Annotated in this window: 17 protein-coding genes; 9 read left to right on the top strand and 8 right to left on the bottom strand. The window is 58.5% G+C overall.

What is annotated here, in order from left to right; all coding sequences use genetic code 11:
- The first annotated feature begins 144 nt into the window (after nt 1-144).
- The 5 genes from ACFSYH_RS00705 to ACFSYH_RS00685 all read left to right on the top strand — a co-directional run bounded on the left by ACFSYH_RS00705 (nt 145) and on the right by ACFSYH_RS00685 (nt 6,614).
- The gene (locus ACFSYH_RS00705) at nt 145-573 is read left to right on the top strand and encodes a hypothetical protein (RefSeq protein ID WP_377464506.1); all 429 of its coding nucleotides are present in this window, start codon (nt 145-147) and stop codon (nt 571-573) included.
- Nucleotides 574-806: 233 nt separating this feature from the next.
- Nucleotides 807-980, top strand: a complete 174-nt coding sequence (locus ACFSYH_RS00700) for a hypothetical protein (protein WP_377464504.1) — start codon at nt 807-809, stop codon at nt 978-980.
- A gap of 64 nt (nt 981-1,044) precedes the next feature.
- The gene (locus ACFSYH_RS00695; RefSeq protein ID WP_377464502.1) at nt 1,045-1,713 is read left to right on the top strand and encodes a DNA alkylation repair protein; all 669 of its coding nucleotides are present in this window, start codon (nt 1,045-1,047) and stop codon (nt 1,711-1,713) included.
- A gap of 357 nt (nt 1,714-2,070) precedes the next feature.
- A complete protein-coding gene (locus ACFSYH_RS00690; protein ID WP_377464500.1) occupies nt 2,071-4,836 on the top strand; it encodes an ABC transporter ATP-binding protein/permease in 2,766 nt (921 codons plus the stop codon).
- Nucleotides 4,833-6,614: an ABC transporter ATP-binding protein gene (locus ACFSYH_RS00685; RefSeq protein ID WP_377464499.1), complete on the top strand. Its 1,782-nt coding sequence runs from the start codon at nt 4,833-4,835 to the stop codon at nt 6,612-6,614. Before ACFSYH_RS00690 ends, ACFSYH_RS00685 begins: the two co-directional genes overlap by 4 nt.
- Nucleotides 6,615-6,762: 148 nt before the next feature.
- Here ACFSYH_RS00685 and ACFSYH_RS00680 read toward each other — a convergent pair whose 3' ends face one another.
- From ACFSYH_RS00680 to ACFSYH_RS00660, 5 genes are all read right to left on the bottom strand, one after another.
- On the bottom strand, nt 6,763-8,382 hold the full coding sequence (locus ACFSYH_RS00680; protein ID WP_377464497.1) for a methyl-accepting chemotaxis protein: 1,620 nt from the start codon (nt 8,380-8,382) through the stop codon (nt 6,763-6,765).
- A gap of 416 nt (nt 8,383-8,798) precedes the next feature.
- Entirely contained in the window at nt 8,799-9,881 is a 1,083-nt protein-coding gene (locus ACFSYH_RS00675; RefSeq protein WP_377464496.1) for a squalene cyclase, read from the bottom strand.
- Nucleotides 9,882-10,148: 267 nt separating this feature from the next.
- Nucleotides 10,149-12,143 carry an RCC1 domain-containing protein gene (locus tag ACFSYH_RS00670; protein ID WP_377464495.1) on the bottom strand — a complete coding sequence of 665 codons (1,995 nt, stop codon included), beginning with the start codon at nt 12,141-12,143 and terminating at the stop codon, nt 10,149-10,151.
- Between the two features lie 368 nt (nt 12,144-12,511).
- Nucleotides 12,512-12,868: a VOC family protein gene (locus tag ACFSYH_RS00665; protein ID WP_377464494.1), complete on the bottom strand. Its 357-nt coding sequence runs from the start codon at nt 12,866-12,868 to the stop codon at nt 12,512-12,514.
- Between the two features lie 42 nt (nt 12,869-12,910).
- The gene (locus tag ACFSYH_RS00660; protein ID WP_377464493.1) at nt 12,911-13,306 is read right to left on the bottom strand and encodes a hypothetical protein; all 396 of its coding nucleotides are present in this window, start codon (nt 13,304-13,306) and stop codon (nt 12,911-12,913) included.
- 260 nt (nt 13,307-13,566) lie between these two features.
- On the opposite strand from ACFSYH_RS00660, the gene ACFSYH_RS00655 reads away from it, so the two are divergent.
- The 4 genes from ACFSYH_RS00655 to ACFSYH_RS00640 all read left to right on the top strand — a co-directional run bounded on the left by ACFSYH_RS00655 (nt 13,567) and on the right by ACFSYH_RS00640 (nt 18,650).
- Nucleotides 13,567-15,402, top strand: a complete 1,836-nt coding sequence (locus ACFSYH_RS00655) for a substrate-binding and vWA domain-containing protein (RefSeq protein WP_377464492.1) — start codon at nt 13,567-13,569, stop codon at nt 15,400-15,402.
- A 153-nt stretch (nt 15,403-15,555) separates the two neighbouring features.
- Entirely contained in the window at nt 15,556-16,650 is a 1,095-nt protein-coding gene (locus ACFSYH_RS00650; RefSeq protein WP_377464491.1) for a hypothetical protein, read from the top strand.
- 66 nt (nt 16,651-16,716) lie between these two features.
- Nucleotides 16,717-18,072, top strand: coding sequence for a toxic anion resistance protein (locus tag ACFSYH_RS00645; RefSeq protein ID WP_377464490.1), 1,356 nt, complete (start codon nt 16,717-16,719; stop codon nt 18,070-18,072).
- A 263-nt stretch (nt 18,073-18,335) separates the two neighbouring features.
- Nucleotides 18,336-18,650, top strand: a complete 315-nt coding sequence (locus ACFSYH_RS00640) for a hypothetical protein (protein ID WP_377464489.1) — start codon at nt 18,336-18,338, stop codon at nt 18,648-18,650.
- An 88-nt stretch (nt 18,651-18,738) separates the two neighbouring features.
- On the opposite strand, the gene ACFSYH_RS00635 is transcribed toward ACFSYH_RS00640, so the two are convergent.
- The 3 genes from ACFSYH_RS00635 to ACFSYH_RS00625 form a co-directional block, all read right to left on the bottom strand.
- Nucleotides 18,739-19,254 carry a hypothetical protein gene (locus tag ACFSYH_RS00635; protein ID WP_377464488.1) on the bottom strand — a complete coding sequence of 172 codons (516 nt, stop codon included), beginning with the start codon at nt 19,252-19,254 and terminating at the stop codon, nt 18,739-18,741.
- A gap of 217 nt (nt 19,255-19,471) precedes the next feature.
- The gene (locus tag ACFSYH_RS00630) at nt 19,472-22,894 is read right to left on the bottom strand and encodes a DUF499 domain-containing protein (RefSeq protein ID WP_377464487.1); all 3,423 of its coding nucleotides are present in this window, start codon (nt 22,892-22,894) and stop codon (nt 19,472-19,474) included.
- Nucleotides 22,895-22,897: 3 nt separating this feature from the next.
- Nucleotides 22,898-25,675, bottom strand: coding sequence for a DUF1156 domain-containing protein (locus tag ACFSYH_RS00625; RefSeq protein ID WP_377464486.1), 2,778 nt, complete (start codon nt 25,673-25,675; stop codon nt 22,898-22,900).
- Nucleotides 25,676-25,708: the final 33 nt, after the last annotated feature.

The following is a 25,708-nucleotide window of genomic DNA, read 5'->3' as shown; positions in this document are numbered from 1 at the left end:
TGGATACAGTTCCCGACCATTGGGCGCTGTTGGCCGAAAAGTCCCGTATGGTGGTTTTCCGTAATTGGGGTGGTTTTTCTTGGGTGGTGTCAACGGAGAACCACCATGTCAGTTCATTCCTACCGACGGGTTAGATTAGATGGCATGGACGAGAGTAAAGCCCAAGAACTGATCAAGAGGATCGCACGCTCAGTGAGGCGCAGCGATGAAGAGCCCAATCCCCTGTGGGTCAAGATCCTGTTCTTTGTGATCGCCGCACTCGCCACCTATTCAGCGTTTACCGAAGCAATCCTGCCTCTAGTGCAGGCGGGAGGCGTGAACTTCTTCCTGTGCATGCTAGCGGTTGTATTCCTAGCCTTGGCCCTGGTCATCGTGGTTCAGGCACTGCCGCATGGCGACTTTTTCAAGGTGCTGTTCATCTTGGCGGTAGGGTTTTCCCTTATCAGCCTGACATATTTGATCGCGCCCGCATCGAATCCAACTGGGCCCGAATACGTCTTGGCGTTCGTGTACCCGGCAATCATTGGCGGCGTCGCGTTTGGACTTGCGGATCGTTCCGGTCCCAGGAAATAACTCAGGTTCTCTTTACGCTGCCCCTTCTTTACCCCCTATCCCCAGCCGGGAGGATGCCACGGGTGAGGTGCCGGCGATCTGTGGGAATCGTCGCCAACCAAAATCGGTGGGCCAAAATTGGTCCGCAGACGCCTATAAAAACCACGCACCCGGAACAAAAACGGCCCTTCGGCATTCTGATTCTGGCACACCCGACCCGTACATCAAGCCCGTATCAGGGGTACATTGGACGTATGGCCAACACAACCGAGTGGACTGATCCCCGCGAGGTGATCATGGTTGGCGTCCTCATGACCAACGGACGTCTTGCTCCGCGCAACTTCACTGACCGCGCGGAGGCGAAGGCGTGGGCTCAGGAGGGCGAGGAAGTCGTGGAGTGGAATCTCGTGTGTGAGTGTGATCGCTAAACCCTTCTACCTGAGTTGCCGCGAATAGAGGCCGTACCCACCTCGAATGATTGGCTGAACAGACATGACCGAGACCGTTCCCGCCCTGCTTGATGAACTCGCTGGGCTCGGAGACCCAAAGATGCTTGCGGTCAACCAGAGGCACGGCGACGATCACTCGGTAAACCTCACCAAGCTTCGCGCGGTCGCAAAGCGTGTGAAGACCAATCAGCCACTCGCACTCGAACTCTGGGAGACCGAGAACACGAACGCACGTCTGCTTGCCCTGCTGGTCTGCAAGCCCAAGGAGTTCACGCAGGAGCAACTAGACACCATGCTCCGCTATGCGCGGACACCGAAGGTTCAGGACTGGCTTGTGAATTACGTGGTGAAGAAGTCGAACCACAAGGAGAACCTGAGGGAGGTCTGGTTCGCCGATGCAGATCCCGTTGTGGCCAGCGCTGGATGGGCGCTCACAACGGAACGCGTGATTAAATCCCCTGATGGGATAGAACTTGTTGGGTTGCTGGACTTGATTGAGTCTGACATGAAGGATGCCCAGAGCAGGTTGCAGTGGGCGATGAACGAAACGCTTGCGAACATCGGCATCTATCACGAAGATCTCCGCGCCCGAGCCCTCGACATCGGCGAACGTCTCGAAGTTTTGAAGGATTACCCGACTCCCCCAAACTGCACCTCACCGTTCGCTCCGATCTGGATCAACGAGATGGTGCGTCGGTTGGGGACAAAGTAGCGTAGCGGAGAGTAGCGGTCTCGCGGAGCAGGCTGCCACCGGAGCGCAGCGAATGCAGTTCCCAACCAGTGAGTGCTACTGGGGCAATAGCCCGTATGGTGATTTTCAGGGATCAGGGTGGTTTTTCTTGGCTGGTGTCAACGGAAAATCACCATGTCGGTCCAAGGTTGGGACAGCCCAGGGGCGCTCTCTTCGATGAGGGTCGGTGCAGTAAGAGTCGGGCAGGCAAAACAGGAAAAAGGGAAGTTGAGACGCTTGGTTCCACACCTCCCATTCGGATAGTAAGGTTAGGCTTAGTTAACTTGAAGGCGCGTGCTGTCCGCGAGCGCCCAGGTCTCCGAAAGAGGTTCACCCCGCATGGCCCGCAGAGGATTCCAAGGAGCGGTGTTGCGCTCGCTTGGCGCGCAGGACCACGAACTCACGGTTGTGCGTAAGCAACATTTGGCACCGCACTTCGTGCAGATCTGGTTTACCTCCCCCACGCTGTTCAATGAGCTCGACATGAGCCCGACCGCGTGGATTCGCTTCTGGTTCCCCGACCCTGCGGGCTCCGAGACGCAGTTCCAGCGGGGATACACGATCGCTCATCATGACGAGATAACGGGCGAGTTTGCGGTCAACTTCGTGCTCCACGAGCCTGCCGGGCCAGCTTCAACATGGGCCAAGAGCGCGCAGCCCGGCGACGCGGTTGCGGCAGTCGTGCTGGGCACGCACGGCTTCGAGATTCCTGAGAATCCGCCCGCTGGCTACCTGTTGATCGGTGACTCGGCGTCGCTTCCGGCGATCAACTCGATTATCGAGGTGGTACCACCTGAGATCCCGATTGAGTTGTATCTGGAAAAGCATTCGATTGACGACGAGTCCCTCCCTCTTGTGGATCACCCCCGGCTGGTCACGCGCTGGGTTGAGCGCCAAGGCGCAGATTCGCTCGCCGACGCGATCGAATTGCGGGACTGGTCGAACTGGTTTGCGTGGGTGACACCGGAGTCGGCCTCGCTGAAGCGCTTGCGCAGCAAGCTTCGCGACGAATGCGGCTTTCCCAAAGCAGAGATGCACCCGCAGGCCTATTGGGTCGAGGGCAAGGCGATGGGTAAGAGCCGTGCGGCAGACACCCCTGAGAACGCTCAGGAGAACGTGGCGTTGGCGGACGTGCGGCCCACAGAGCAGGCCACGGATATGGTCGCGTCGGGAGCGGGTGCCACCGTTCCCGACGCGACCACTCACTCGAGTGCGGGAGAGGAAGATGGCGGCAGGGCCGTCGGCACGGAAGAAAACCCTGCCGCGAGCCCACCCAAAGGTGCGTGGCAGGCCGATGCGCAGGCACGTCTACTCGCGCCGATGAAGCGGGTGTTCTGGACCGCGGGTGTGCTGCAGGGGCTGGTCACGATCCTGCAACTCGTACCGTACGTGCTGCTGGTGGAGCTTGCCAGACGACTGCTCGCTGGCGCTCCAAGCGGTCAACTGGCCTCGGTGGGAATTCTTGCGGCGATTCTGCTCGGCGTAAGCGTGCTGCTCGAGTCAGCGCTGTTGCTGTGGCTCCACACGGTGGACGCTCGCTTCGAAAGCGACCTGCGAGCGCAACTGCTCAGGAAGCTCGCTCGGGTTCCGCTCGGCTGGTTCACCGCGCGCAGTTCAGGGCGGGTCAAGAAGCTCGTACAGGACGATCCATTGTCGCTGCACTATCTCCTCACGCACGCTGTCCCCGATGCGGTGGCAGCCGTGGTCGCGCCACTGGCGGTGCTGGCCTACCTGTTCGCCGTGGACTGGCGTCTCGCGCTCATCATGTTCGTGCCGGTGCTGGTCTACATCGTGTCGATGTACGCGATGATGGTCGCCTCCGGCGCCAAGATGAAGCAGGCTCAGCACTGGGCACAGAGGATGAACTCAGAGGCAGCGTCCTACCTTGACGCACAGCCCGTTGTGCGTGTGTTCGGCGGTGCTGCGGCCTCGACCTTCCAGCAGAGTCTCGCCCGGTACGTCCAGTTCCTCAACGACTGGCAGCGTCCGTTTACGCGCAAGAAAACGATCATGGACCTCGCCACGCGTCCAGCCACGTTCCTATGGCTACTGGCCCTGTTTGGCACGCTGTTCATTGTGCGCGACACGCTCGATCCAGTAAATCTCCTACCCTTCCTGCTGCTTGGAACCACCTTCGGTACACGGCTACTCGGAATCGGATACGGGCTATCCGGTATCCGCGACGGCATGAACGCTGCACGCGATCTGCAGACCACCCTTGAGGAAAAGGAACTTACGGTGGTGCCACCGAGTGCGGACGCTGCGCCAGGGGTGGGGAAAAATCCACCCGTGGAAGCACAGAACAGTGGGACGGTGGAGTTTGACCGGGTCACATTCTCCTACCGACACGGCGTGCCCGTCCTCGAAGACGTGACACTGACGTTGATGCCGGGCACGATGACCGCGCTTGTGGGCCCCTCCGGGTCGGGTAAGTCAACACTCGCAGGGCTCCTCGCTCGATTCCACGACATCGACTCCGGCACCATCACAATCTCTGGGCGCGACATTCGCACCCTGAGCGCCGATGAACTCTACGCCCAGGTTGGCTTCGTCTTCCAAGACAGCCAAATCGTACACGGCACAGTCGCTGAGAACATCGCATTGGCCCGCCCAGATGCGACACCCGAACAGATCGTTGCAGCAGCACGCCAAGCACAGATCCACGAGCGCATCACCAAACTCCCAGACGGCTACGACACCGTGCTGTCCGGCTCCTCGGGACTCGGAGATGGCGTTTCCCTGTCCGGCGGCGAACAACAGCGCCTCACAATCGCCCGCGCAATCCTCGCAGACACCCCCATCCTCATCCTCGACGAGGCCACAGCCTTCGCCGACCCCGAATCTGAAAGCCTCGTGCAACAGGCGCTGAGTTCCCTCACAGCGGACCGCACGGTTCTTGTCATCGCGCACCGCCTACGCACGATCACCCACGCAGACCAGATCGTGGTGCTGGAAGGCGGCAGAATCGTCGAAAAGGGAACGCACAACGCACTGCTCGAACAGGGCGGACGATACGGCGAGCTGTGGCAGGCAGGCACCTCACAGTCAGAGGGAGCACACAACCCGACACTCACCACAACGGGTCTCGAAGGAGCAACCAAGTGATCACCACGATTCTGCGTCTCCTGTCCAGTGACTCCCGCAGCCACGTGCGTGGATACGCCGCGCTCATGGTTCTGTCCGTCCTACTGCGCGCGGCCGGAACGGTCCTGCTCATACCGCTCGTCACCGCGCTCTTCAGCGACACCCCAAGCGATGCGTGGACCTGGGTCGCAGCGCTCACCGCCGCAACGCTCGCCGGCTGGTTCACCGACTGGCACGCAAGCCGCCTCGGGCAGGAACTCGGGTTCGGACTGCTCGACTCCGCCCAGCACCACGTCGCCGACCGGCTCACAGGCGTACCGCTCTCCTGGTTCACAAGCGAGAACACCTCGGCCGCACGCCAAGCGATTGCCGCAACCGGCCCCGAACTCGTCGGAATCTTCGCCTACCTCATCACCCCGCTCCTCCAGGCACTCGTACTCCCCATCGCAATCGGGCTCGCACTGCTCCCCGTATCCGTCCCACTCGGACTCGTGGCGCTCGCGGGCACTCCCCTGCTACTGGGCGCAATGTGGGGCACCATGCGCATCTCCCGAGAAGCCGACCACGTGGCCGAGCAGAGTAACGCTTCCCTGTCCGAACGCCTTCTCGAGTTCGCCCGCACGCAGCAGGCACTTCGCGCCGCCCGACGCGTTGAACCGGCAGCGAGCCACGCGGGCAAGGCACTCGCGGCACAACACGGCGCGAACATGCGCCTACTGCTCCTGCAGATTCCGGGTCAAGTACTGTTCAGTCTCGCCACCCAGATTGCACTCATCGCGCTCGCAGCCACCGCGATCATCCTGAACGCACGCGGCGAGTTGAGCATTCCGCAGACCGTTGCACTCATCGCTGTGGTGGCCCGCTACATCGAACCATTCGCGGCGCTCGGCGATCTCACCCCAGCACTTGAAAGCGCCAAGACCACCGTTGACCGTATCTCTCAGGTGCTCAACGCACCTCAGGCAGAAGGATCTGGCCGCGAACGTTCCACGGAGTCACAAGGTGTCGTCTTTGAGGACGTCACGTTCGGCTATGAATCCAACGAGCCGGTGCTCTCTGGCTTCAGTGTAACGTTTGAAGCCGGGACGACCACGACGATCGTTGGTCCCTCAGGGTCGGGCAAGAGCACGGTTTTGGGACTCGCGGCGGGACTCAACCAACCAGCGACTGGTCGGATACTCGTGGACGGTCACGACCTGTGGTCTTGTGATGCTGCGACTCGACGTGAACTCGTGTCCGTGGTGTTCCAGAACCCATACCTGTTCGAAGGAACGATTGAGCAGAACGTGCGGGTTGGACACCCCGAGGCAGACGATGCCACCGTGCAGCATGCTGTCGAGATCGCTCGCGTTCACGACATCGCGGCTCAGTGGGACACCGGTCTGAACACCCAGGTCGGCGAAGGCGGGCGTGCCCTCTCCGGTGGTGAACGCCAGCGCGTCTCCATCGCCCGAGCGCTGCTCAAGCCCTCCCAGGTGCTACTCATCGATGAGGCCACCAGTTCCCTCGACACCGAGAACGAAGCGGCCATCGTTGCAGCACTCCACGATGATTCGACGAGCGACCTTCAGGACACGCACGGCGAGGCCATACAGGGCAGCTCAGCACAGACCAAGATCGTTGTCACACACCGGCTCTCCACCATCGCCGGAGCCGACCGGGTCCTCTTCCTCGCGGACGGATGCATCGTTGAGGATGGAACCGTTGTAGAGCTCCTCGACCATGGCGGGCTGTTCGCTCAGTTCTGGCAGCAGCAAAACGAGGCGGCACACTGGCAACTGACCCGAACCCACGGGTGAGGGACCTGCGCGACGGGCCAGATCGTCGCCAATCAGCGCTCTCTGGTTCTTGGACCCATAACCCTCGTTGGGGAGTCCAGACAATAAAGCGGGCCGGTTCCGTAGGAGGTAACAGAACCGACCCGCTTGGGGGAGCCTAGGAAAACGCTCAGAACCTGAATACTTGGACACGAGCGCTCAAATCCTTAGCAGCACTCGACACCTTGGTAATCGCCTCGTCAAGGCTGTCAAAGGCAGGACCAGACTGGTTGACGTTTGCGGCCACTTCGTTGATGTTCCCCGCGATCTCAGTGGAACCAGTCGCGGCTTCAGCGACCGAACGGCTCATCTCATTCGTGGTCGCTGTCTGCTCCTCAACCGCAGACGCAATGGTCATCTGGTAGTTGTTGATCGACTCGACGATCTCCGCGATCTGAGCGATAGCCGAAACGGCACTGTTCGTGTCGTTCTGGATTGCCTCAACCCGACGAGCCACGTCCTCTGCGGCGCGGGCTGATTCGGCGGCCAGTTCCTTGACCTCACCGGCCACGACAGCGAAGCCCTTACCGGCCTCGCCAGCACGCGCAGCCTCAATGGTTGCATTGAGTGCAAGGAGGTTCGTCTGCTCGGCAATCGAGGTGATTGACTTGATGACATCGCCGATCTCACGCGAGGACTCACCGAGTCGAGACACCGTCACGTTTGTGGCTTCCGCAGTGCTTGCAGCGGTTCGAGCCACTGCGGTCGCTTCCTGAGCATTCTGCGCGATCTCACGAATCGACGCACTCATCTGCTCCGAACCCGATGCCGCGTTCTGGACATTTGTGGAAATCTGCTCCGCAGCAGAGGCAACTATCGCAGCCTGCTTCGAGGTCTGCTCAATTGTCATAGCCAACTGTTGAGATATGGCAGAAAGAACAATATTCTCGCTGACGGCTTGCTCGGAAGTCTCGACGACGCTTGAGAGGATCTCACGCAGATTTTCTTGAACTTCCTCCAGAGCCTGGGCCATCTCGCCAATCTCATCGCGTGATGCCACCTCGGTTTGACTCGTGAAGTCACCGCTTGAAAGCGCACGGAGGGCATCTCGGACTGATTGGATGTCACGGACCATGTGGTTGGCGATCATGAGTCCGAGCCCAAGTGCCAGCAACGAGCCAAGCACTGCAACCGCAATCACAACCATGTTCTGGAGTCGGGCAGACTGTGCTGCTTGTGCGGTGCTATCGACCCCAAACTGTTCAATCTCCTGATTGATCTTGTCAAACAACTCAAGCAAACCCTCACCCGCTGGATTGAGTTCATTGATCCGAATGCGCTCTGCGTTTGCAGAGGCCATACGTAATGTTTGGTCCTTGAAGTCACCGAGCACAAGCGTGCGATAACTCTCAAGACTCGTCATCACCTCGTCTTTGTACTGTGAGTCGAAGTGGCTCCAGAGCAACTCCGCCTGTGCGACGGCATCGGAGTAGTTCTGCTCAAACTCCGCAAACAACTCTTCGTTAATCGACGCGGACACTGTGGCCCGCGTGGAGTTCACCTGCAAACGCGAGTTCCAGATGTAACGTTCCATCGCTTGGGACTCTTGATTGGCTGTGCTGATTTCCTGTTCACTACGCTTGACAGCATCCTGCTGCGCAGACAGCGACACCAGCGCAACCACAGTGATAAGCACCGCTGTAACGGCTCCAATGACAGCGATCGCAAGAACTTTCGCGCGCACGGGTAGTCCGCCGAACCAGCCTGCGGGTGTTTTCGCGGCAGGGATGCTGCTTGAGTTGTCATCCATGACTGTCCTCGTCCTTCGCTGAAGCGATTGTGCAACACAAACCGTTTGACGTGTTGCAAACGCTGTATCGGCACACCGAGAAACAAATGAAGAAAATCACCCATTTTTCTTCAAAACTGGGCAGGGAATCTCCATGGAACAGGAAGAATTAAACTCAACGTCATGAGCGGTTTACTAGTTGTTCACGCAAGCGCAGGGTATTGCGAACTTGGCGGCGGTCTTCACCTGCACCCCTAGCGCTAGGGTGCAGGCCCATTTTCCTTGGCGACCGCAACAACGCGCGCGACTGCGCGGTGTCTAAAACCTGAACACGTTCACTGAGTCGTTCAGTTCGTTCGCGGACCCGTTAACGCGGACGATTATCTGTTCCATCGAACCGATGGCAGCAGTCGATTCCTGAACAACAGTCGCAACGGCTAGTCTTCTCGATCCCACCAGGCCAACACCCTCGTTCCGATCAAGGTAAGCCATTTGGACGGCTCGCCCTCGGGCACATCCAGGTCGAACCAGGTACGTCCTGGAAGCCTGAATTCCTGCAACCACGTCCCATCAACCTGCCGTTTATCCCGCACCAACTCAACCGCCTCGGACATCCTCTCGTCCCGCCCGAAACCCTCAGCACCATCGACTTGATCTGCCTCACGGAAGTAATCCAATGCTGCAAGCGCACTGTAGACGTGCCGGTTCGGGTAGGCAAAGTGCGTGACGAAATCCCCTACCAGCACCTTCTGACTGGGAACCGCGTCCAGTTCGCCCATCTCGTCCCCAACCGTTCCACCGGCTGTCAGCCGATACATCAGTTTCCGTTTCAGCAGATACTCTCCTGCGAGTCGCCGCGCGGATCGTAACGCTGGCACCGCAGCCTGTCTCTGAGACGTAGCGGACTCGTCGACGATCACGCCACGGTCAACGCTCCCGCACACAATCTGCTCGTACGCAAGCATCCCGCGCAGCGCATTGAGGGTCGAATGGAACGAGGAGCGAACAGAGTTTCCCTCCTCGGCCTCGCAGTTCCAGCCGCCGTCTGCGAGTTGGTGCGCAGGAAACCATGCCGCAAGCTGGGAGACGTCCGCACCAAGCCATGCACCCGTTGCGAGGGTGAACGAGTTGATACACACGTCCACCTCCCCACCCCAATAGGGAAGGTTGTCGTATTCCCAGCGGCTGTTCTGGTCAAGGCGCTGGGCGGTATTCGTAAGCACTGCGGCATCGAGCCCGAACTCACGCAGGTCTTTCAGCGACCAGGTCGTTGCATTCCACGGTTGACCCGGTTCGTTGGCCTCAGGGCTGCCAAAGAAGTTCTTGGGGAAGTATGCGCCACCCGCCCACTGACCGTCCAAGTCCTGGTGAGAAAGGAGTTGCGCTCCAAATCCCTCATGGGCGACGCGAGCCCGGGTTGCCTGCCACGTGGTCTCTGGCGCGTTCAACAGGTCGCGTTCGACCTGCCAGCGCAGGGCCGGGTCGGAGTCCAGCAGCCAATCGCGAAGTTCAGGTTTCATGCGTTAACAGTACGTCGTGCAGGGTCCAGTTGCGCGCGCAGCCAGACTCGCTTTCTACTTGCCGACGGGCCGGTTGCGTTTTCGCTCCAACGCACGTCGAGTAGGCTCCGTAGCATCGTGGTGGCGTTGCAACCCAACTGTCATCCATCGCTCATGGCACGCCGTATAGCGTGGAACGCTTCGGATCGATACCCCTGTGTATGATTCCGAGGCGTTCCACGCATCATGCCTTGCGCTAGACGCTACGCACGAGAAGCCGCTGGCGACCTATAGACGATGAGCGAGTTGGCCTCGTATTCGGAATGCCCCTACTCCCGCCACCAAGAGGATCACTGATGCAGCCAACGCCGTCATGAGCGATGTTCCCACACCGGTGTCGGAAAGTTCGTCATCGTCTTCTACGGTTTCCCGGTCCGTGCTCTCGTTGTCGGTGTCATCCAAACCGTCGGTGCCATCTGGGTCCCCGGTCTCGTCTGGTTTTGGCTCACCACTTGAGTCGGGATCAGGATCAGCAGTGTTATCTGGTGTCGGGTTGGTAGTGGAGTCCGGGTCAGGATCGTTCGTATTGTCGGGATCGGGATTATTGGTGTTGTCTGGGTCAGGTTGAGGTGCTGTGGCCGTGAACGTGACGCTCGTTTGCACCGTAAGGGAGGTGCCCAAAACCCCGAAAGTCAGAGTCGCCGTACCCGGAGCCGAGGAGGTAACCGTGACTGTGTAGGTTCCATCTCCATTGTCGGTTACTGGTCCTACCGTTCCCACCCCACTGAGGGTGACGCGGACGTCCGCCCCTACGAGCGGGAACCCTGCATCGTCCACGATACTCACCGTGACTTTGGATCCGACGGAGTCACCTACTGGAACTGTTTGGGAGGAAACCGTCACCGTCGCTTCGAGCGGATCAACGGGGCCAGACTCATATGTGTAGGTGCCGAAAGCACTGGTGAGTGCCGCGTCTGCCGGTACAAGATAGACATCGACGGTGCCTGGTGCGTGCTTCGGGGCCGTTGTGGTAACGGTTCCCGCGCCTACATCGGCAACGGTGTCTGTTCCCTCAGCGTCAAGGGCTCCGAAGTACACGGTTAGGTCTTCAACATCGATAACGGTCTGCGCCGAGATCGGGACGGCAGAACTCGAAGTAGCTCCGGCACCGAGTCGTCCGTCACTACCAAGTCCCCACGCAAGAATCTTGCCCTCATCGGTGAGCGCAAGCGAATGGTAGCCGCCTGCCGATACTTCAGTGATTATGGTTCCCGTTGGGAGAGAGACGGGCACAGGAACTTGAGAGTCAAGGAGGGAGTTTCGTCCGAGTTGGCCGAAATCGCCCTGTCCCCAGGCTTCAACGCCACCCGCGTTGGTGAGTGCGAGGGTGTGCTGGTCCCCTGCCGACATCGCCTCGATGTTGTAGTCAGTCGTCCACACTTCATCTGGGGTGTAGTCAGGCATGCCGTAAAAAGGGTTACCTAACTGCCCGTAGGTGTTGTCTCCCCAACTGTAGGCCGTGCCATCAGTAGAAACAGCGAAGGATGAATCCTGGCTGGCAGAGATACCGACTGCTTGTCTTCCGCTAGGCAACGATACCTCAACCGGTACTGGAGTCATCGGGAGGATACTTGGGTCTTGACCCAACTGACCGACGTGGTTGAAACTCCACGCGAACACGGCTCCAGTGGCAGAACGTGCAAGCGAATGTGTATGACCCGCACTTACCTCGACGATCTCAGGACTTCCCGGGATGGCAACGGGCACAGGCGAGTATTTCTCTACCGGAGTCGCGTCCCAGTTCCCCACCTGTCCGAAATCATCGGCTCCCCAGCCATACACATCGCCTGCAATTGTCACAGCGAGTGTGTGGTACGACCCAGCAGACACAGACTCAAACTGCACACCTGTTGGTGCATCGACCTGGAGTGGCACAAGGCTATCGGTGGTACTGCCAACACCGAGTTGGCCAGCATTGTTCTTTCCCCACGCGTATGCGGTTCCGTCCTCAAGGACCACGACGGAGTGGGATTCGCCCGCAGAGATGGATTTCGCGGGTGACGTGGATGGAAGCGAGATCTTTACCGGGACGAGAGAATCGGTCGTGTCGCCGGTTCCCAATTGCCCCTGAGAGTTATCTCCCCATGCGTAAACACTTCCATCTGTCGAAATAGCAAGAGAGTGATCAAATCCGGCATCAATTGCCTGGAATTCAACCTCGAACTGCGAGAAATCGACTCCCGAGAGCGTCACGGTGTTTCCACCTGCGGTTGGGCCTGACACAGGACTGATTTCGGGCGGCGGCGCCGAATGTGCGGCAGTTGTTGGACCAAGGGCAAGTAATGCAGCGCATGCGACTGCTGCAGCGCGCTTCAAAGGGGCGAAAGGCTTCAAGTGGGTACCTAATCGGTAACATCGCAGACTTGCGATAGGCGGGGCGGGGGATGTCAGACTCGTACACGCGGGCTGAGACGAGTAATGGCAGTCAACGGTGTTGCGGCACTGCAAGAAACGCTCGACTGCATGCGTTTGCTGGTCAAACAGTACAGACCCCAGAAGTCCTAGAGCAACAAAACATCCGGTATATGGACTGGCTGGTTGGCTGTCGGCCAGACATTCAGGAATGACGTCGGCTCCGGCACACCAGGTCTTCAGGAACCAGCGTCTATGACGCAGAACCTATTGCCCTCTGGGTCTTCCATGATGATGTAGTCCGCGTCTGCGGGCCTACCGTTCCAGTGGACTTCGCGGGCGCCAAGCCCTTTGAGCCGTTCGACCTCGGCAGCTTGACCATCGGCATAGAGATCAAGATGGATGCGCGGAGGAAGCATCCGCGGCGAGGGAACTTTATCGAGCGAAACGTTGGGGCCAACCCCATCCTTGGGTTTGAGCAGAACGAAATCGTCTGCGCTGGGTTCGCGTATCTCGTAGTTGAGTGCCTCAGCCCAAAAACCGGTCTGGGCTTCTAGATCGGTGACCCGAATGACGATTGATCCGACTGTCAACATGCGGCCAGTCTAGGCCCTGATCCTTCGGGCCTCTCGGGGGATTCACATGAACGGATTTGGCGCAGGCTTGTTGATGTTCTCGGAAACGTATTTGATCCGCGCATCGTTATATACGAGAGCAGCGCCGATGAGTGCGAGAGTCATCGCGAAGACCCAGAGGAAACCAATAGGAGCGAGTCCTTGCAAAAGCAGCCCCAAGCCAGTGCGCCTCTGCTGTGACGTGCTGGCGCCCCAGAACGCCACCGCGGCTCCCGCCGCAGCAAGAAACGCAAACGGAGCCATCCCCCAGGACACGCCGTTATAGATGAAGGCGACGTATATGCCATACCCCGAGGTAAGCACCGCAAGGCTCGCAAGAATGTATTGCGTGCGCTGCCGCGTAGGTAATACGACCGGAGGCTTGATCTCTTCATCGCCGTGGCCCTGGTATTCGCTCATCTGCGCAACTCCTCCTCCGCGCCCCGTGGCGCGGCCTACTCGCGCCCCGCACAACTCTACCCGCTCACGGACCTCGCCCATATCGTCGGCAATCTGGCGTACTCACTGCTCGCGACCGCGATCCGGGCGCACAAAAAATACGGTGACAGTAAGGGATAGGATCGTAACAACCAGGCTAAACCGTCCCACCCCAGACACCTCCGCACACGCGGGACTCACCGAGCTGTGTCACACGACCGCGACACGCAAAAAGGAGAATGATGGCTAGATTGCGTCACACGTTAGGTATGGTCGCCACCGTGGCGATTTCGAGCCTCCTTCTGGCAAGTTGCGCAGGACTGGAGGTGAACATCCCCGGTACAGACGACACGACAAACGCACCTGCTGCCGGCCCGAGCGACGACGACTGCACGCCACTCATCGTTGCCACCTCATCCGAGAAGGTCAACCTCATGGAGGAACTCGGAACGGCATTCAAGGAATCACCGGAAGCGGAAGCACTCGGAACCTGCGCCTCGGTATTCCCCATCAATATCTCCTCCGGTAATGGCGCCAAGGTACTCATCACCAACCCCTCGACGTGGCCCGAACTCGACCCAGAATGGTACCCAACCATCTGGTCGCCCGCTTCGAGCGTGTGGGTCGACCGTGTGGCTGCCGCAGGAAACAGCAACCTCGTTGCAGACCCCACCTACTTCACCCACACGCCAATCGTCTTCGGCATCCCCGAGTCCATGGCCCGCGCTCTGGACTACCCCTCCAAGGACATCTCCTATGCGGACCTCGAAAGCTACATCGCAGACGAGAAAGGCTGGGCAGCGCTCGGCAAGCCACTGTGGGGTTCCTTCAAGATCGCCAAAACCAACCCGAACACATCCACCACCGGCTTGTCCGTGATCCTCACGCAGGCATACAGTGCCAGCAAGAAGGACAAAGACCTCACGGTTGAGGATGTCAAGGCAGCGGAAGACTTCTCCCGCACATTTGAGTCTGGCGCGATCCACTACGGTGACACCACTGGTAACGTCCTCACCACGCTCTACAACGCAACCCAGGGTGGAACGGAAGGCTCCTCCTACGTGTCAGCGGTAGCGCTCGAGGAGACCTCGCTCTTCTGGTACAACAAAGGCAACCCCGACAGTCACACGGTCCAGCCCGGCGAACAGCTCACGCCGCCAAAGGAAAAGCTCGTGGCCGTCTACCCCACCGAGGGATCAATGTGGAGTGACAACCCAGCGGTCGTGCTGAACTCGCCGTGGGTAACCGCCGAGCAAAAGACCGCTGGTGCCGCCTTCATGCAGTTCCTGGGCACGAAGGCCGCTCAAGAGATCCTTCCCAACTACGGGTTCCGTCCCCTCGATGAAACCGTTGACGTGTCTGGTTCCCTCAACGCAAGTGTCGGCATCGACCCCGCGAAGCCAACCGTCACGCTACCCAAGCCTGAGGCCGACGTCGTATCAGCAGCGCTCGACCAGTGGACCCAGATCCGCAAGCCCTCCGCAGTGCTCGAAGTCATCGACATCTCCGGCTCAATGGACGACCCCATCGGCGATGGACGCACCAAACTTGAGGGAGCCATCGACGGCGCCGTCTCCACCCTGAACAACTTCCGTTCCACCGACCACATCGGTGTGTGGGCGTTTACAACGCGCATCGAATCGGAGGAACTCGGTGAAAACCTCGTACCGATCTACGACTTCGGTCCACTCAAAGGAAACAAGGAAGCCATCGGTTCCGCCATCAAGGACCTGATCTACAGCAACCGCAGAGGGACCCCGCTATATGACGCGGTGTCAGTCGCCTACGACTACATGTTGGAAGAAGCCGAAGAGGGACGAATCAACGCAATTGTGCTGCTCTCCGATGGAAGCGACACAGACAGTTCCATCTCGCTCGATTCACTTCTGGTGAAACTCAACCAGAAGACCGAAGGTTCCAACAGCAGTCCTGTTCGCATCTTCACCATCGCTTACGGCGACGGCGCTGACCGGGACGTGCTGAACAGGATCTCGCAATCAACCGGTGGCCAGATGTTTGACGCCTCGGACCCCAAGAGAATCCAAGATGTCATCCAGTCCGTGATGAACAACTTCTAGACGGAGTCGGTGAGTGGCCCAGCCATTGTGAAGCTGGGCCACTCACTTCCCACCAAGGGCCGGTTCGGGGCCGTGAAAAGGGCCTTTGACTACCGGCAAACTGCTAGAATTTCCTCAATCGCTGAGGGTGATTGACCTATTCGAAGGCATACTGTGAAGACAACAAGGATCCGCTCAGGACTCATCGCCGTATTGGCTACGTTATTGGCATTCGGCGTGCCGGGTACTGCACTGGCCAGCAGCGGCTCGCTCGTTGAAGTGGCGGTTGAGTCGCTCCAAGGCGGGTCCAGCTACGTCGATCCCCACGCGGGCACCACGCAACTCGACAGCAGTTTTGATGGTTCCAATGTCGGTGTCGTTGTAGCGGCGTTCGAGAGTTCGGGTGGAAACGCTGGCGGACTGAACGCAGCCCAAACTGCGGATAGCATCTACAGGCAGGTGTCAGGGCAATACGACGCCGTAATCGTCGTCAATAGTTCGCAGGGCACAACCCAGCCATACACAGTGAGGCCCGTCGCTGCATCCGAGGCCATTCTTCCGATACTCTCGGGCGGCACGGGCGTTGCGAACCTCAACGACTTCAAAGCCGAGGTGCTTGAGGCTGCAGCCTCTCTCACAACCACCTCGACCGGAACCGCACCGTCCCCACCGCCGTCCAACGATTTCCCCCTCGCACCGCTGGCAATCGGCGGTGCATTCCTCGGCGTCGCGCTCGTCGCCACGATCCTGTTCACCGTGTTCCGCGCATCGCGCCGTGGCTCCAAGAAGTACAAGACCATCCCGAATCACGTGATCAAGAACGACTCGATGAAGGATGAGATGGAAAAATTCGCCAAGCTCACACGGCGGCATATGGAGTCGCGGTACCCAACGGCGCGCCCGATGAACAGCATCCTGCTGCACCTCAACGAACTGTTCGCTCGGCTCGAACGCAAGGGTGTGGAGAATCAGAAGAGTCTCGCAGAACTCGAATACTCCAACACCCTCAAGCAGCTCAACAATGCGCTAGGCAGCGACTACTACCTCGACATCGCCCAGAACAGCAGGCTATGGGACCGCAGTGGCGAGCGCCTTGCCGAGGTTGAGGCCGCAGCCAAGGCCGTTGACAACCAACTCCTGTTGAACATTCGACAGGTCAATTCCTCCAAGGATCTAGACTTCCGCGTGGCACTTGAGGGAATGCTTCGTTCCGTGGACGCTCCCAGCGCCCAAGACATGGTGAACCCTCGCATCGAACACGATTCCTAACCCCGCACCACACCCGTAATGTTGGCAACCTCAGGGGAATGAACGTTCCCGCAGAAGGGTCAGAAAATGACAGAATCAGCAATTCCAGGTATCAACATGGCAGCGCTTCTAGCTGACCCTGAAATCCAGAACCAGGCGCCCCAGTCTCCACTCGAAGCGGGTCTCGCAGTTGTAACGCCCGAGGATGCTGCCGCGGCGTCTCCTGCCGAAGCGAAGTTTGAGTTCCGCTCCCTACTCAGCCAAGAGCAGCGCGATGCCCTCACTGCTTCCGCGCCCGCTGTCGCTGAACGGATGGTCAAGGACTATAACCAGATCCTCAATTTCGGCGCACCGACGCTGGAGAAGATGAACCAGGCCTCGATCGCACTGCTCAACGAGCAGAAAGACATTCAACTTCCTGAGGCCGACCAGATCGTCAACAATCTGCTGCGTGAGATGGACGGCTACAACGCGAAGTATCGCAACCTCAAGATGGAAGACTTCGTGGGCAAGGTCCGTAAGTTCTTCGGCGGCGCTGGCTACACGCTCAAGACCATGATCCGCGATGCAAAGCCCATCTCAGACCGGTTGAACGAGGCCGAAATCAAGGTCCGCGAGATGGAACTTGCCCTCGGAACGAACTCAGATCGCGCCCGGAAGCTCCACGAGCAGACTCTGGAAACCATGACCGACGTTGTCGCTGTCTTGGCTGCGCTTGAAGAGATCTCGCAGTACCTCCACGGAAAGTTTGACCGCGCTGACGCGCTGCTCAAGCAGGCCGGCGAGACCGAACAGGCTATCGAGTTCGACGGTCAGAAATACTCCCTCAGCGAGTTCAAGGAGTATCACGCTGACCTCGCTCAGGGTATCTCCGAGATTGAGAAGACCTGGTACGACTGGCGCCAACAGTTCTTCCTCGGGTTCGCCTCCGCCCCAACTCTGCGCAACCTGATCCTCGTCAGCGCGTCCATGCAACGCCGTCTCCTCGTGTTCCGCACGCAAGGTATCCCTTCCGCCCGCCGCGGGCTAGCCATGTGGCAGCAGGCTGCACTAGCGAAGCAGGGCTCCGACATGGGCGAATCACTCCAGAAGGGCACGAACGCCCTCATTCAAGGTTCGTTCGAGGCATCCGCCGATGCTGTACGGGAAGTTTCCAAGGCCGCTCAGGCTCCCGTCATCACCGAGGAGACCGTGTTCGCCGTCATCGACTCCGTCAAACAGCAGGCACAGTCCCTCATCGATGCCGACAAGTGGGGCCGCGACCTACGCCAACGCAACCTTGCCGCACTCGAACGCGGTGAGAAGGAGATCGCCACGGTCGACGCCGAGGGACGCCGCCAGCTCGTTGCCAATGCCGTTGCAGCCGCCTCACCCAAGCAGTTGGAGAGCGCACCCGATGTCCCAGCAGGAGACATCTTGGCTCAGTTGGGCGTGCAAAGCTAACTCGCGTTTGGTTTGGCTCGTCTAGTTGCGGGCCGCTTCAGGCCATTGACACAGGTTGAGGGCCGCGCATCCGAGCGGATGCGCGGCCCTTCGCTGTTTTGTCTGGTTGTGAGTGTTGGTTTCAAATTGCCGACGAGCCGGTTGCGTTCGCACCCCGTCTCGCATTGGGTGCACGCAAGCAAGTACACCCAACCTTCTGCTGCGCCTCGTCCAGACCCAAGAATCCGTTGCCCTCTTAGTGACGTATGAGCAAGGCTTGCTACATGGAATCACTCCGATGGAACCTCCACGATAACGCGACTCAACTCATTGCGGTTGTGGTAAGTGCCCCTGAGAACCTAGCTGAGCAGATCATTGAGGCTCTTCCCTGGATATCCGTGTTGTCGGATCGAGATCAGCGTCAATGTGTCAACGACTTGGTTGAGGCTGCCGAGGAAGCTCTTATCATCGGCCAGCCAGACCTTCTGACATGCGAGTTGAGATCATGGTGCGGGACGGCCGAGGCGCTGACCTTGGGGTTACAGAACGCCACAGTTGACTGGCTTGACCCCAGCACTGTCGTGGTTAACCCGCTCTAGGTATCCCGTCCAGCCCTACGCTAAGCAACGACTTGGTAGCACCTCAGACGCTGAATCAGATATCACAGCCCTCAACAGACGCGGGTATTCAGACTGACCGAGAACTCCTCATTCTGAATTGCTCTCCATCGTCTTCAAACTCGTACTCATGAACATTCACTATCTGACGATCCCTGTGGGTATCTGTCGTCTCGGATTCTGAAGAAGTTTCTAGTGGCTCAGCAAGTAAATCCTCAACGGATTTCACGAGTTCGTCCTGCACTGCAAAATCCGCAAAGTCTGGATTCTCAAGTTCAGGCTGTTGTGCTGAGTCCTGAGTGTCAACGTCAGCGGCCTTCTGCGCCTCAGCCCGCTCTAGTGCGTCGGCTTCCTCTTTAGCCTGCCGCTTTTCTAGCCTCGAAGATCGAACCTTGTTGATCAGGTATTGGGTGCCCAACGCGGCTGCGACTCCAACCCCCACAAGCGCGGTCCCAACCGCTACGAGAGCGACTACGCCTGCAGCGTTGGATTCATCCGCATCTCCTTCGGCATCATCGTCTTCAGATTCATAGTCAACCCATCGAAAGGCAGCTGTTCCACCAGTATTTCCATCTTCGTCAAACATGTTGCCCGAGAAATCACCTGGACTCACTCGGGAGTCGCCAAGTTTGAATCCTTCAGGAAGGATCGGTTCATACGGCATTGGTGGAGCTCTCTGTTAGGTGGAAGACGGTTGGTTGCACTCAGAACTACTACGCCCATCCACACGCGAAGTAGTCATACCCATCACCAGATTAGGTGGTGGCCTGCGCATTTAGTAAGGATGAATCTGCTCTGCTCCCCTAGTGGTTTTCGAAGCCGGAGGATGGGTCGAACTTCAGGTTGGCCGCGTTCTCGGTAACTACGCGGATATCGTGTTCGTCGAAGCCTGCTGGTTTGCTTGCCTGGATGTCGAGGGTAATTTCAAGGTCCACACCTGATGCGGCTAGTCGGTCCACGACTTCGCGGGCGACCATGCCGATGTCGCGGGCGTACCTTTGGGGGTCGATCTTTACGGTTCCGAAGTACCGCGTAGGCTTCGCGGGCTCGGGTGGGGTGCCCTGTCCACCACCTGTGGCACCAGTCCTGGCACCTTGCCCGATCGAGCCGCCGCACGTGGTACCAACGTCCGTCCCCGTCGGGGCTTCGTCTCCAGTGCCACCATCATCATCTTCCGTACCGAATCCCGCGCCTTCGCCCGGTTTCTCCTCCACTACCCGCTGTTCCAGCGCATGCTCGTGTTCCACGAGCAGTGTCGAGTTAGTGATCTGGAAGGTTGCGCCACTGTTTGTGGGTGGGATGGTGAGGTCGAGGTACGTGCCGTCGTCGGTTTTTCCGGCGGCGATTGCGAACCGCTCGTTCCCGATGAGCACCGATTCGAAGGCGTGTTCTACAGCGTTTTCTAGGACTTCACGTCGAGTGAGCCGTGGCATGTAGTTGTACCGTGTGAAGTATCCCCACAGTTCCCCAACGGTGATTTCGCGGTCTTGCTCCCACTTGCTCGCGAGTTGATCGGTGAGTGTCATTCCGAGCATAGATGGGCCGAGCCGTTTAACGAGTTGGTCTTCGTTTTCGAGCTTTTGGCTGACGCGTTCGGCGAGTGTCTTTACACCTGATGACGCTACTTTCACTGATGTGAGCGTGAATGGCTTGGTGGGGTCAGTTTGTTCTGGGTAGAGCACCCATGCGTAGGTGTCCTGGATGCGTGTGTCTACGGTCTGATTGAACTTTCCTACTTGGTTGTCTGTTTGGTTTCGTTGCTGAGTCGAGAGGTTGAGACTGTCGCTTGTGTCTTGTACCCGTTTCCAGCCGAGGTAGTTTCGGGTGGCGTCTTCGAGGCGTTCGAGTTCGGAGCGGTCTGCAACGAGGAACACCAGTGAGTTTCGGTGGGTTCGCTGGCTTGCACCCTTGGTTTCGACCACCTTGCGCGCCCAGTCGAATGCTGCTGCGTCAGGGCCGTCTTGTTTGCGGTAGTTGGTACGTGGGTGGGCGATAACGAGTCTGGTTTCTTCGAGGTCAGGCACGTCTGCGCTAGTTTCGGCGGCGATGTGTACGCGGTCGAAGGTTCCTCGTTTACGTTCTTCTGCCGCAAGCCTTCGGGTGATCTCGTTCCATACCTGGTCCATGTCCTCGCGGAGTTGCGCGGCATAGTCGCTGGCTGCTTTCGCCACGGAGGGTTGGGTATCGAACCAGTAGTGGCTCTGTTCCTCGTAGAAGTAGGTTGAACGTTCTGCGAGGAGTTCAACGGCTTGGCCGAAGTTACCGAGCGCGTCGCCAGGAATAGCCGTTCCAAGCCACAGGTACTGCTTGTCGAGGCCCTTTCGGGTGCTCTTGTTACGCGGTGCTGCTCCAATAAAGATTGTGCGAGCAATACGCTGCGTTACAAAACGCTGCCCGAGCGATGATCGGGCAAGGTCAATCTGATGTGCTGTGGAACCTGAACCGTCTATATCGGAGTCGATGATTGGTTTCCACTGATCTTCTAGGTACTGCGTAAGGTCTGTGTTCACCGTTGTCGCGTCAAGTGGGACGTTGCCGGGAAGGATCAGCGGTGAGGAGTCGTTGGATGCCCACAGTTCATGCACAATCGAGGACACGAGTTTGAGGACACCACGGGTTCGTTGGAATCGTTCGAGGGTGGACCAGTCCTCGTACAACCGGTCTAGGAGTTCTGGGTGCAGTGGGTAGGAACTGCGGATACGCATTTCGTACGTGTTGGTTCCGTCTGAGGCATCGCTCGGAAAGGATTTGGCATCCCCGCGGTACATCATGACGAAGGCTCGTGCGGTTGCTGAGATCGCGGTGAGTCCGTTGGCGTCGGGGGTTTGGAACAGCCTGCGTCGTACGATTTCGAAGGATTCGTCTTTGCTGGATGGCCGCCATTGGTCGGCGACTCTGCGCACTACGTTTTGGAGGCGTTCGAGTGCGGCTTGGCCGTTTGCGCCACCGATTTCGATGTCGTTTCCCGCGCCCTGTTCCCCTGTGTCGGATGCGGGGATCGACACGACAAGCATGGTTCCGGGTATGGAACGCACAATTTCGGTGAGCGATTGCGCGAAGGTGAACTGGGTTTCGAATGATCCCGCTGGGAGTTCTTTGTCGGTCACGAGTTGGCGCGCGTAGGCGACCCACTCGTCGATGAGAATTAGCGCTGGCGAGTGTTGGTGCAGGAGTTCGCGGAGCGCTTCACCCGGGTTGGTTCCGGCTTTGTCATCCTTTTCGACGAGCCGGTAGGCTTCCAGCCCACCTAACTGCCAGGCAAGCTCACCCCAGATGGTGTTGACTTCGGTTCCGTCGTCCTTGATAAGCGGTGAACCTGGTTTGAGATAGGTGCCAACGAGCGCGACACGTTTCACGTGCCGCGTGTCCAGTTCTGTGTGCCCTGTTTCGGCGATGAGTTCCTGTAGTTCTTGTGGGAAGTGCTGCGTTGGTGTACCGCTGAACAGGTGGTAGAGCGCAAGCATGGAGTGGGTTTTTCCACCGCCAAAGTTGGTTTGGAGGTTCACTACCGGGCTGGCTCCACCGTCTCCGCTGACACGGCGTAGCGCTCGGGAGAGTAGGTCACGCAGGCCGTCGGTGAGGTAGGTCCGGGAGAAAAACTCGACAGGGTCTCCGTACTCAGGGCTCGTGGCTTGTCCTGTATGAACGAGATGGAGGTCCGCCGCAAACTCTGAGGCAGTAAACTCGCCTCGTGCAACGTCATCGTGGGGCCGGATCACTTCACGCCACGGGCGCAGTCCGGCAGCTTGGTCAATAGAGACGTGGCTTCGTTTTACCTTCTGGCGCGTTTGGTCTTCAAAGACTGTGCGCTGGAGGTCGATGCGAAGTTTGCGTGCATCTTGCGCAGAGTCGGTGGAGCCAACTGCTTCGAGGAGGCGTTCGATCGTGTCGATTGCACGCACTGCGTCATCGGAACTGAATGGTTCGCTGTGCGCCCACCGGTTGCGGCTTTCACGCAGTTCGGAGGCGAAACTTTGTTGAGCACGCGAGAGCTGGTCGTTGAAGAGTTTTCCTTGCTCTGTAAGCGCCCGCAATTGGACCTGCACGTCGTGCTTGGTCATCGGGCGTGGTGCTCGTCCGTGCTTCTGAGCTTCTTCTACCGCCCACGCCTCGTTCCATTCAGTGGTTCCATAAGCGTTGGACATCACCTCATCGACTATGTCGTTCAGCCCTTCGGAGAGCAGATCGAAAGCCTTGCCGACCCTGTCACGGTTGTTCATTGCCATCGTCTAGTCCTCTTCACCATCGAAGTCGAAAGTTGGTTGTGATGATCGCGGAGTGCCCGCGAACTTACGTGCTTGTACGGTCATGTCACCCCACGCGGTGACAAGACCGTTGAACAGGATTGCGTCCTGCGTTGCCTTCTTCTTTTCTGCTTCGTGGAAGAGTAAAAAGCCGAGTTCCTTAATGGCGTCGAGGCTTACGCGGCTTTCGATGTCCGGCAAGATACTCGCCACACGTTCAAGGCCGTCTTTAGCCATAATGGCCGCAACCCGGACAGTTGCTTCCCAAACACTCACGTGTTTGTCTGCGGCAACATCCCAGGTGCCGTCGAGCTGTTCGGGACCGAGGAGCCGGGCTTTTCCGCCCTTGGCTTCGAAGATTCCGCCACGTTCCAGCGCGGAAATTGAGGTGTCCGACGACCTAGCGAGTTGGTCTGCAATCCCCGAGTTTTCCTGTTCCCAGCCGTATTGGCGGTACCACTTCACCGCGAAACGAGTTTCGGCGTCGAAGTCTGATTCTTGCTCGCCAATGACTTCATCGAGCGTTGCGTTGATGAGCAGGAGCGCGTCCTTGACCGTCATATCCGAGCCGTCTGCTTCGCGGACCCGCACATAACGGGAGAACACCGAGATACCCGGTCCGATGGCTGCCTGAGCCAGGTCTACCGGAGCAATCGAACTCTGGATCAGGGTTCGCAGAGCTTCGGGAAGCTCGCTGCGAAGAGTTGAGACAAACGTACGTCGAGTAGTGGTGGGAGCTTCTTCTGGCCGGGGTCTGCACGCAAGCACAATCGACGAGGCGAGTGCGTTTGTGCCTTTCGCAAGCAATCGGCCGCTGCCCTCCGTTCTCATCGGCCAAGTGGCTGTAATTTCCCAACCGGCTTCGATGAGGCCATTGAGCAGGGTATGCCATCCCGTAGAACTTGTTCCATCCACGCCAGAGTCCTGCTGTTTATACGCGTAATAGACGGTCAACGGGACCTCAATATTCGCGCCCTGTCTAATTCGCGCAAACACGGAGTTGAACCCCTCAACGAAGAACCTCTCGGCACCTGCTTTGCCGCCGTGTCGGTACGGGTTTGCTACGAGTTCCTCGGCTTTTGGTGTCAGCATTGTGCCAAACGCTCTTGACTGTACTTTGTCTAGAGAACGCCTCAACCAAACGTAGAAAAAATCTGAAAGGTCCGAGTACCCAATGTTGTCGTAGTAAGGAGGGTCAGTTGAGACCACTAAACCGGTGTATTCCCTATTCGCTGCATCCGCAGCGATAACGGTTCCCGAACCACTTGGTAGGTGCTGAAGAGCCAGAACCAGTTTTTCCAAGGAGGACGTTAGGGTTCCTCCGAAATCCCCCAAAGGATTCACCTCAGCAAAATCCCAAACCATTGGTATCGCTTGCCGTGCGAAAGTCTCCCTAATGGCTCCACGGTCATTCATCCAACTGGTAAGTGACGACCCTGTGTTAGTAGATTTACTGACCGCGAGAGCTAGGTAGGTGGCCACTGCATCCGCATAGGCCTTGGCACCAGAACCACCATTTTCGAGTCGATCGCCAGACTTTAGGCCTGCCACTCGAGCATCCGCGAGCACCTGTTCCCGAGCCTCAGCAACCAGATCGCTCAGTGTTGTCAACGCAACCAACTGGCGGTTCGTGAACAGGTCCGAGAATCTTGTTAGCCCATAGGCCGGGGTCCAAATGTTTCGTGGATCGTAAGGCAGTTCTTCTTCAGGCACCTCGATGGGTTTCATCACCTGCGCTGCTTGGATGTGAGCTTGGGTTGGAGAGAAATAAAGCCGACCTCTGTCTCCCTCAGCAACTACAGCCATTAGGTGTGCCCCAAAGCGCCCAGCGCTTCCCTCCGATTTCAGATAATCACTCGAGATTGGGGTTCCATCAGCCAGCGATACCGCACCTCGACCAACTCTGGTCCCATCGCCGTCGCCCTTTGGCCCATCCGCGTCGTGGCGGACCTCGTACCGCACCTGACCATCAACCACTGTGGCTTCAATCCAAGCTTCCTTGCCCTTCTTTTTGCTGAGCCACCACGAACGCACCAGCGGCACCTCAATAGGGTTTGCCGGGTTTGGGCTCGCAACCGTCCGCGCCCAGATCCACGCGATGACCGTGCGTTCCACGCCGTGCTCATCCGTCACCGTGGGATAGAGGTTACCGATCTGCTCCTCGGCTTTGTCCCGCATCCATCCCCCGTATGCGCGAACGTCTTCCGCGAGACCTTCGGCGCGGTCCCAGCCCTGCCTCGTCCCAGCACTACCGGGGAACACAGGAGATTTGCCAGTAAAACACGGTGGGATCTCGATGAGCGCCTTATTGATGAGCACCGCGAGTGGGTTCAGGTCGCTTGCATGCGCTTCAAGCCCAAGGCGTTGCGCTTCGAGTGGAATCGCACCACCCCCGGCAAAGGGGTCAAGGACAGCAGGTAGCTCTCCGCCGTTGCTCTTACGAATCTCATCACGTGCCTGACGTAGCAGGGACTCGTCATTACTGTTCTCCCACACCACCAACTGCTCGAGAAGCTGGTGCAACCGGGTACGCTCACGGTCCTGCTCAGCAACAGTTGGGAACTCCTCTGGGCGTGAAGCCGGATCATCCACAAGCTGGGCAAAGAGAACCGCGCGAGCAGCAGCTAGCGGACGGCGCGCCCAGTACAGGTGCAGCGTAGATGGGTGCCCATGCCGAATCGACTTCTCGCGCGAGGCCGCAGCGTTGATCGCTTCGAGTGGGAGGGAGGTTTCAATAAGTTTCTTTTTGGGTGTGACAGTCACGGTGATTCCTCAGAGGTAAGCAGACGAAATGGC

Origin of the sequence: Populibacterium corticicola (assembly GCF_042683685.1) — a bacterium.
Classification (GTDB): domain Bacteria; phylum Actinomycetota; class Actinomycetes; order Actinomycetales; family Cellulomonadaceae; genus Timonella; species Timonella corticicola.
This window is presented reverse-complemented; position numbering and strand designations above follow the sequence as displayed.

Excerpts from the sequence above, each read along its gene's own strand:
- ACFSYH_RS00705 (WP_377464506.1), top strand. The coding sequence starts at position 145 with ATGGACGAGAGTAAAGCCCAAGAACTGATCAAGAGGATCGCACGCTCA.
- ACFSYH_RS00700 (WP_377464504.1), top strand. The coding sequence starts at position 807 with ATGGCCAACACAACCGAGTGGACTGATCCCCGCGAGGTGATCATGGTT.
- ACFSYH_RS00695 (WP_377464502.1), top strand. The coding sequence starts at position 1,045 with ATGACCGAGACCGTTCCCGCCCTGCTTGATGAACTCGCTGGGCTCGGA.
- ACFSYH_RS00690 (WP_377464500.1), top strand. The coding sequence starts at position 2,071 with ATGGCCCGCAGAGGATTCCAAGGAGCGGTGTTGCGCTCGCTTGGCGCG.
- ACFSYH_RS00680 (WP_377464497.1), bottom strand. The coding sequence starts at position 8,382 with ATGGATGACAACTCAAGCAGCATCCCTGCCGCGAAAACACCCGCAGGC.
- ACFSYH_RS00675 (WP_377464496.1), bottom strand. The coding sequence starts at position 9,881 with ATGAAACCTGAACTTCGCGATTGGCTGCTGGACTCCGACCCGGCCCTG.
- ACFSYH_RS00665 (WP_377464494.1), bottom strand. The coding sequence starts at position 12,868 with ATGTTGACAGTCGGATCAATCGTCATTCGGGTCACCGATCTAGAAGCC.
- ACFSYH_RS00660 (WP_377464493.1), bottom strand. The coding sequence starts at position 13,306 with ATGAGCGAATACCAGGGCCACGGCGATGAAGAGATCAAGCCTCCGGTC.
- ACFSYH_RS00655 (WP_377464492.1), top strand. The coding sequence starts at position 13,567 with ATGGCTAGATTGCGTCACACGTTAGGTATGGTCGCCACCGTGGCGATT.
- ACFSYH_RS00645 (WP_377464490.1), top strand. The coding sequence starts at position 16,717 with ATGACAGAATCAGCAATTCCAGGTATCAACATGGCAGCGCTTCTAGCT.
- ACFSYH_RS00640 (WP_377464489.1), top strand. The coding sequence starts at position 18,336 with ATGGAATCACTCCGATGGAACCTCCACGATAACGCGACTCAACTCATT.
- ACFSYH_RS00635 (WP_377464488.1), bottom strand. The coding sequence starts at position 19,254 with ATGTTTGACGAAGATGGAAATACTGGTGGAACAGCTGCCTTTCGATGG.
- ACFSYH_RS00630 (WP_377464487.1), bottom strand. The coding sequence starts at position 22,894 with ATGGCAATGAACAACCGTGACAGGGTCGGCAAGGCTTTCGATCTGCTC.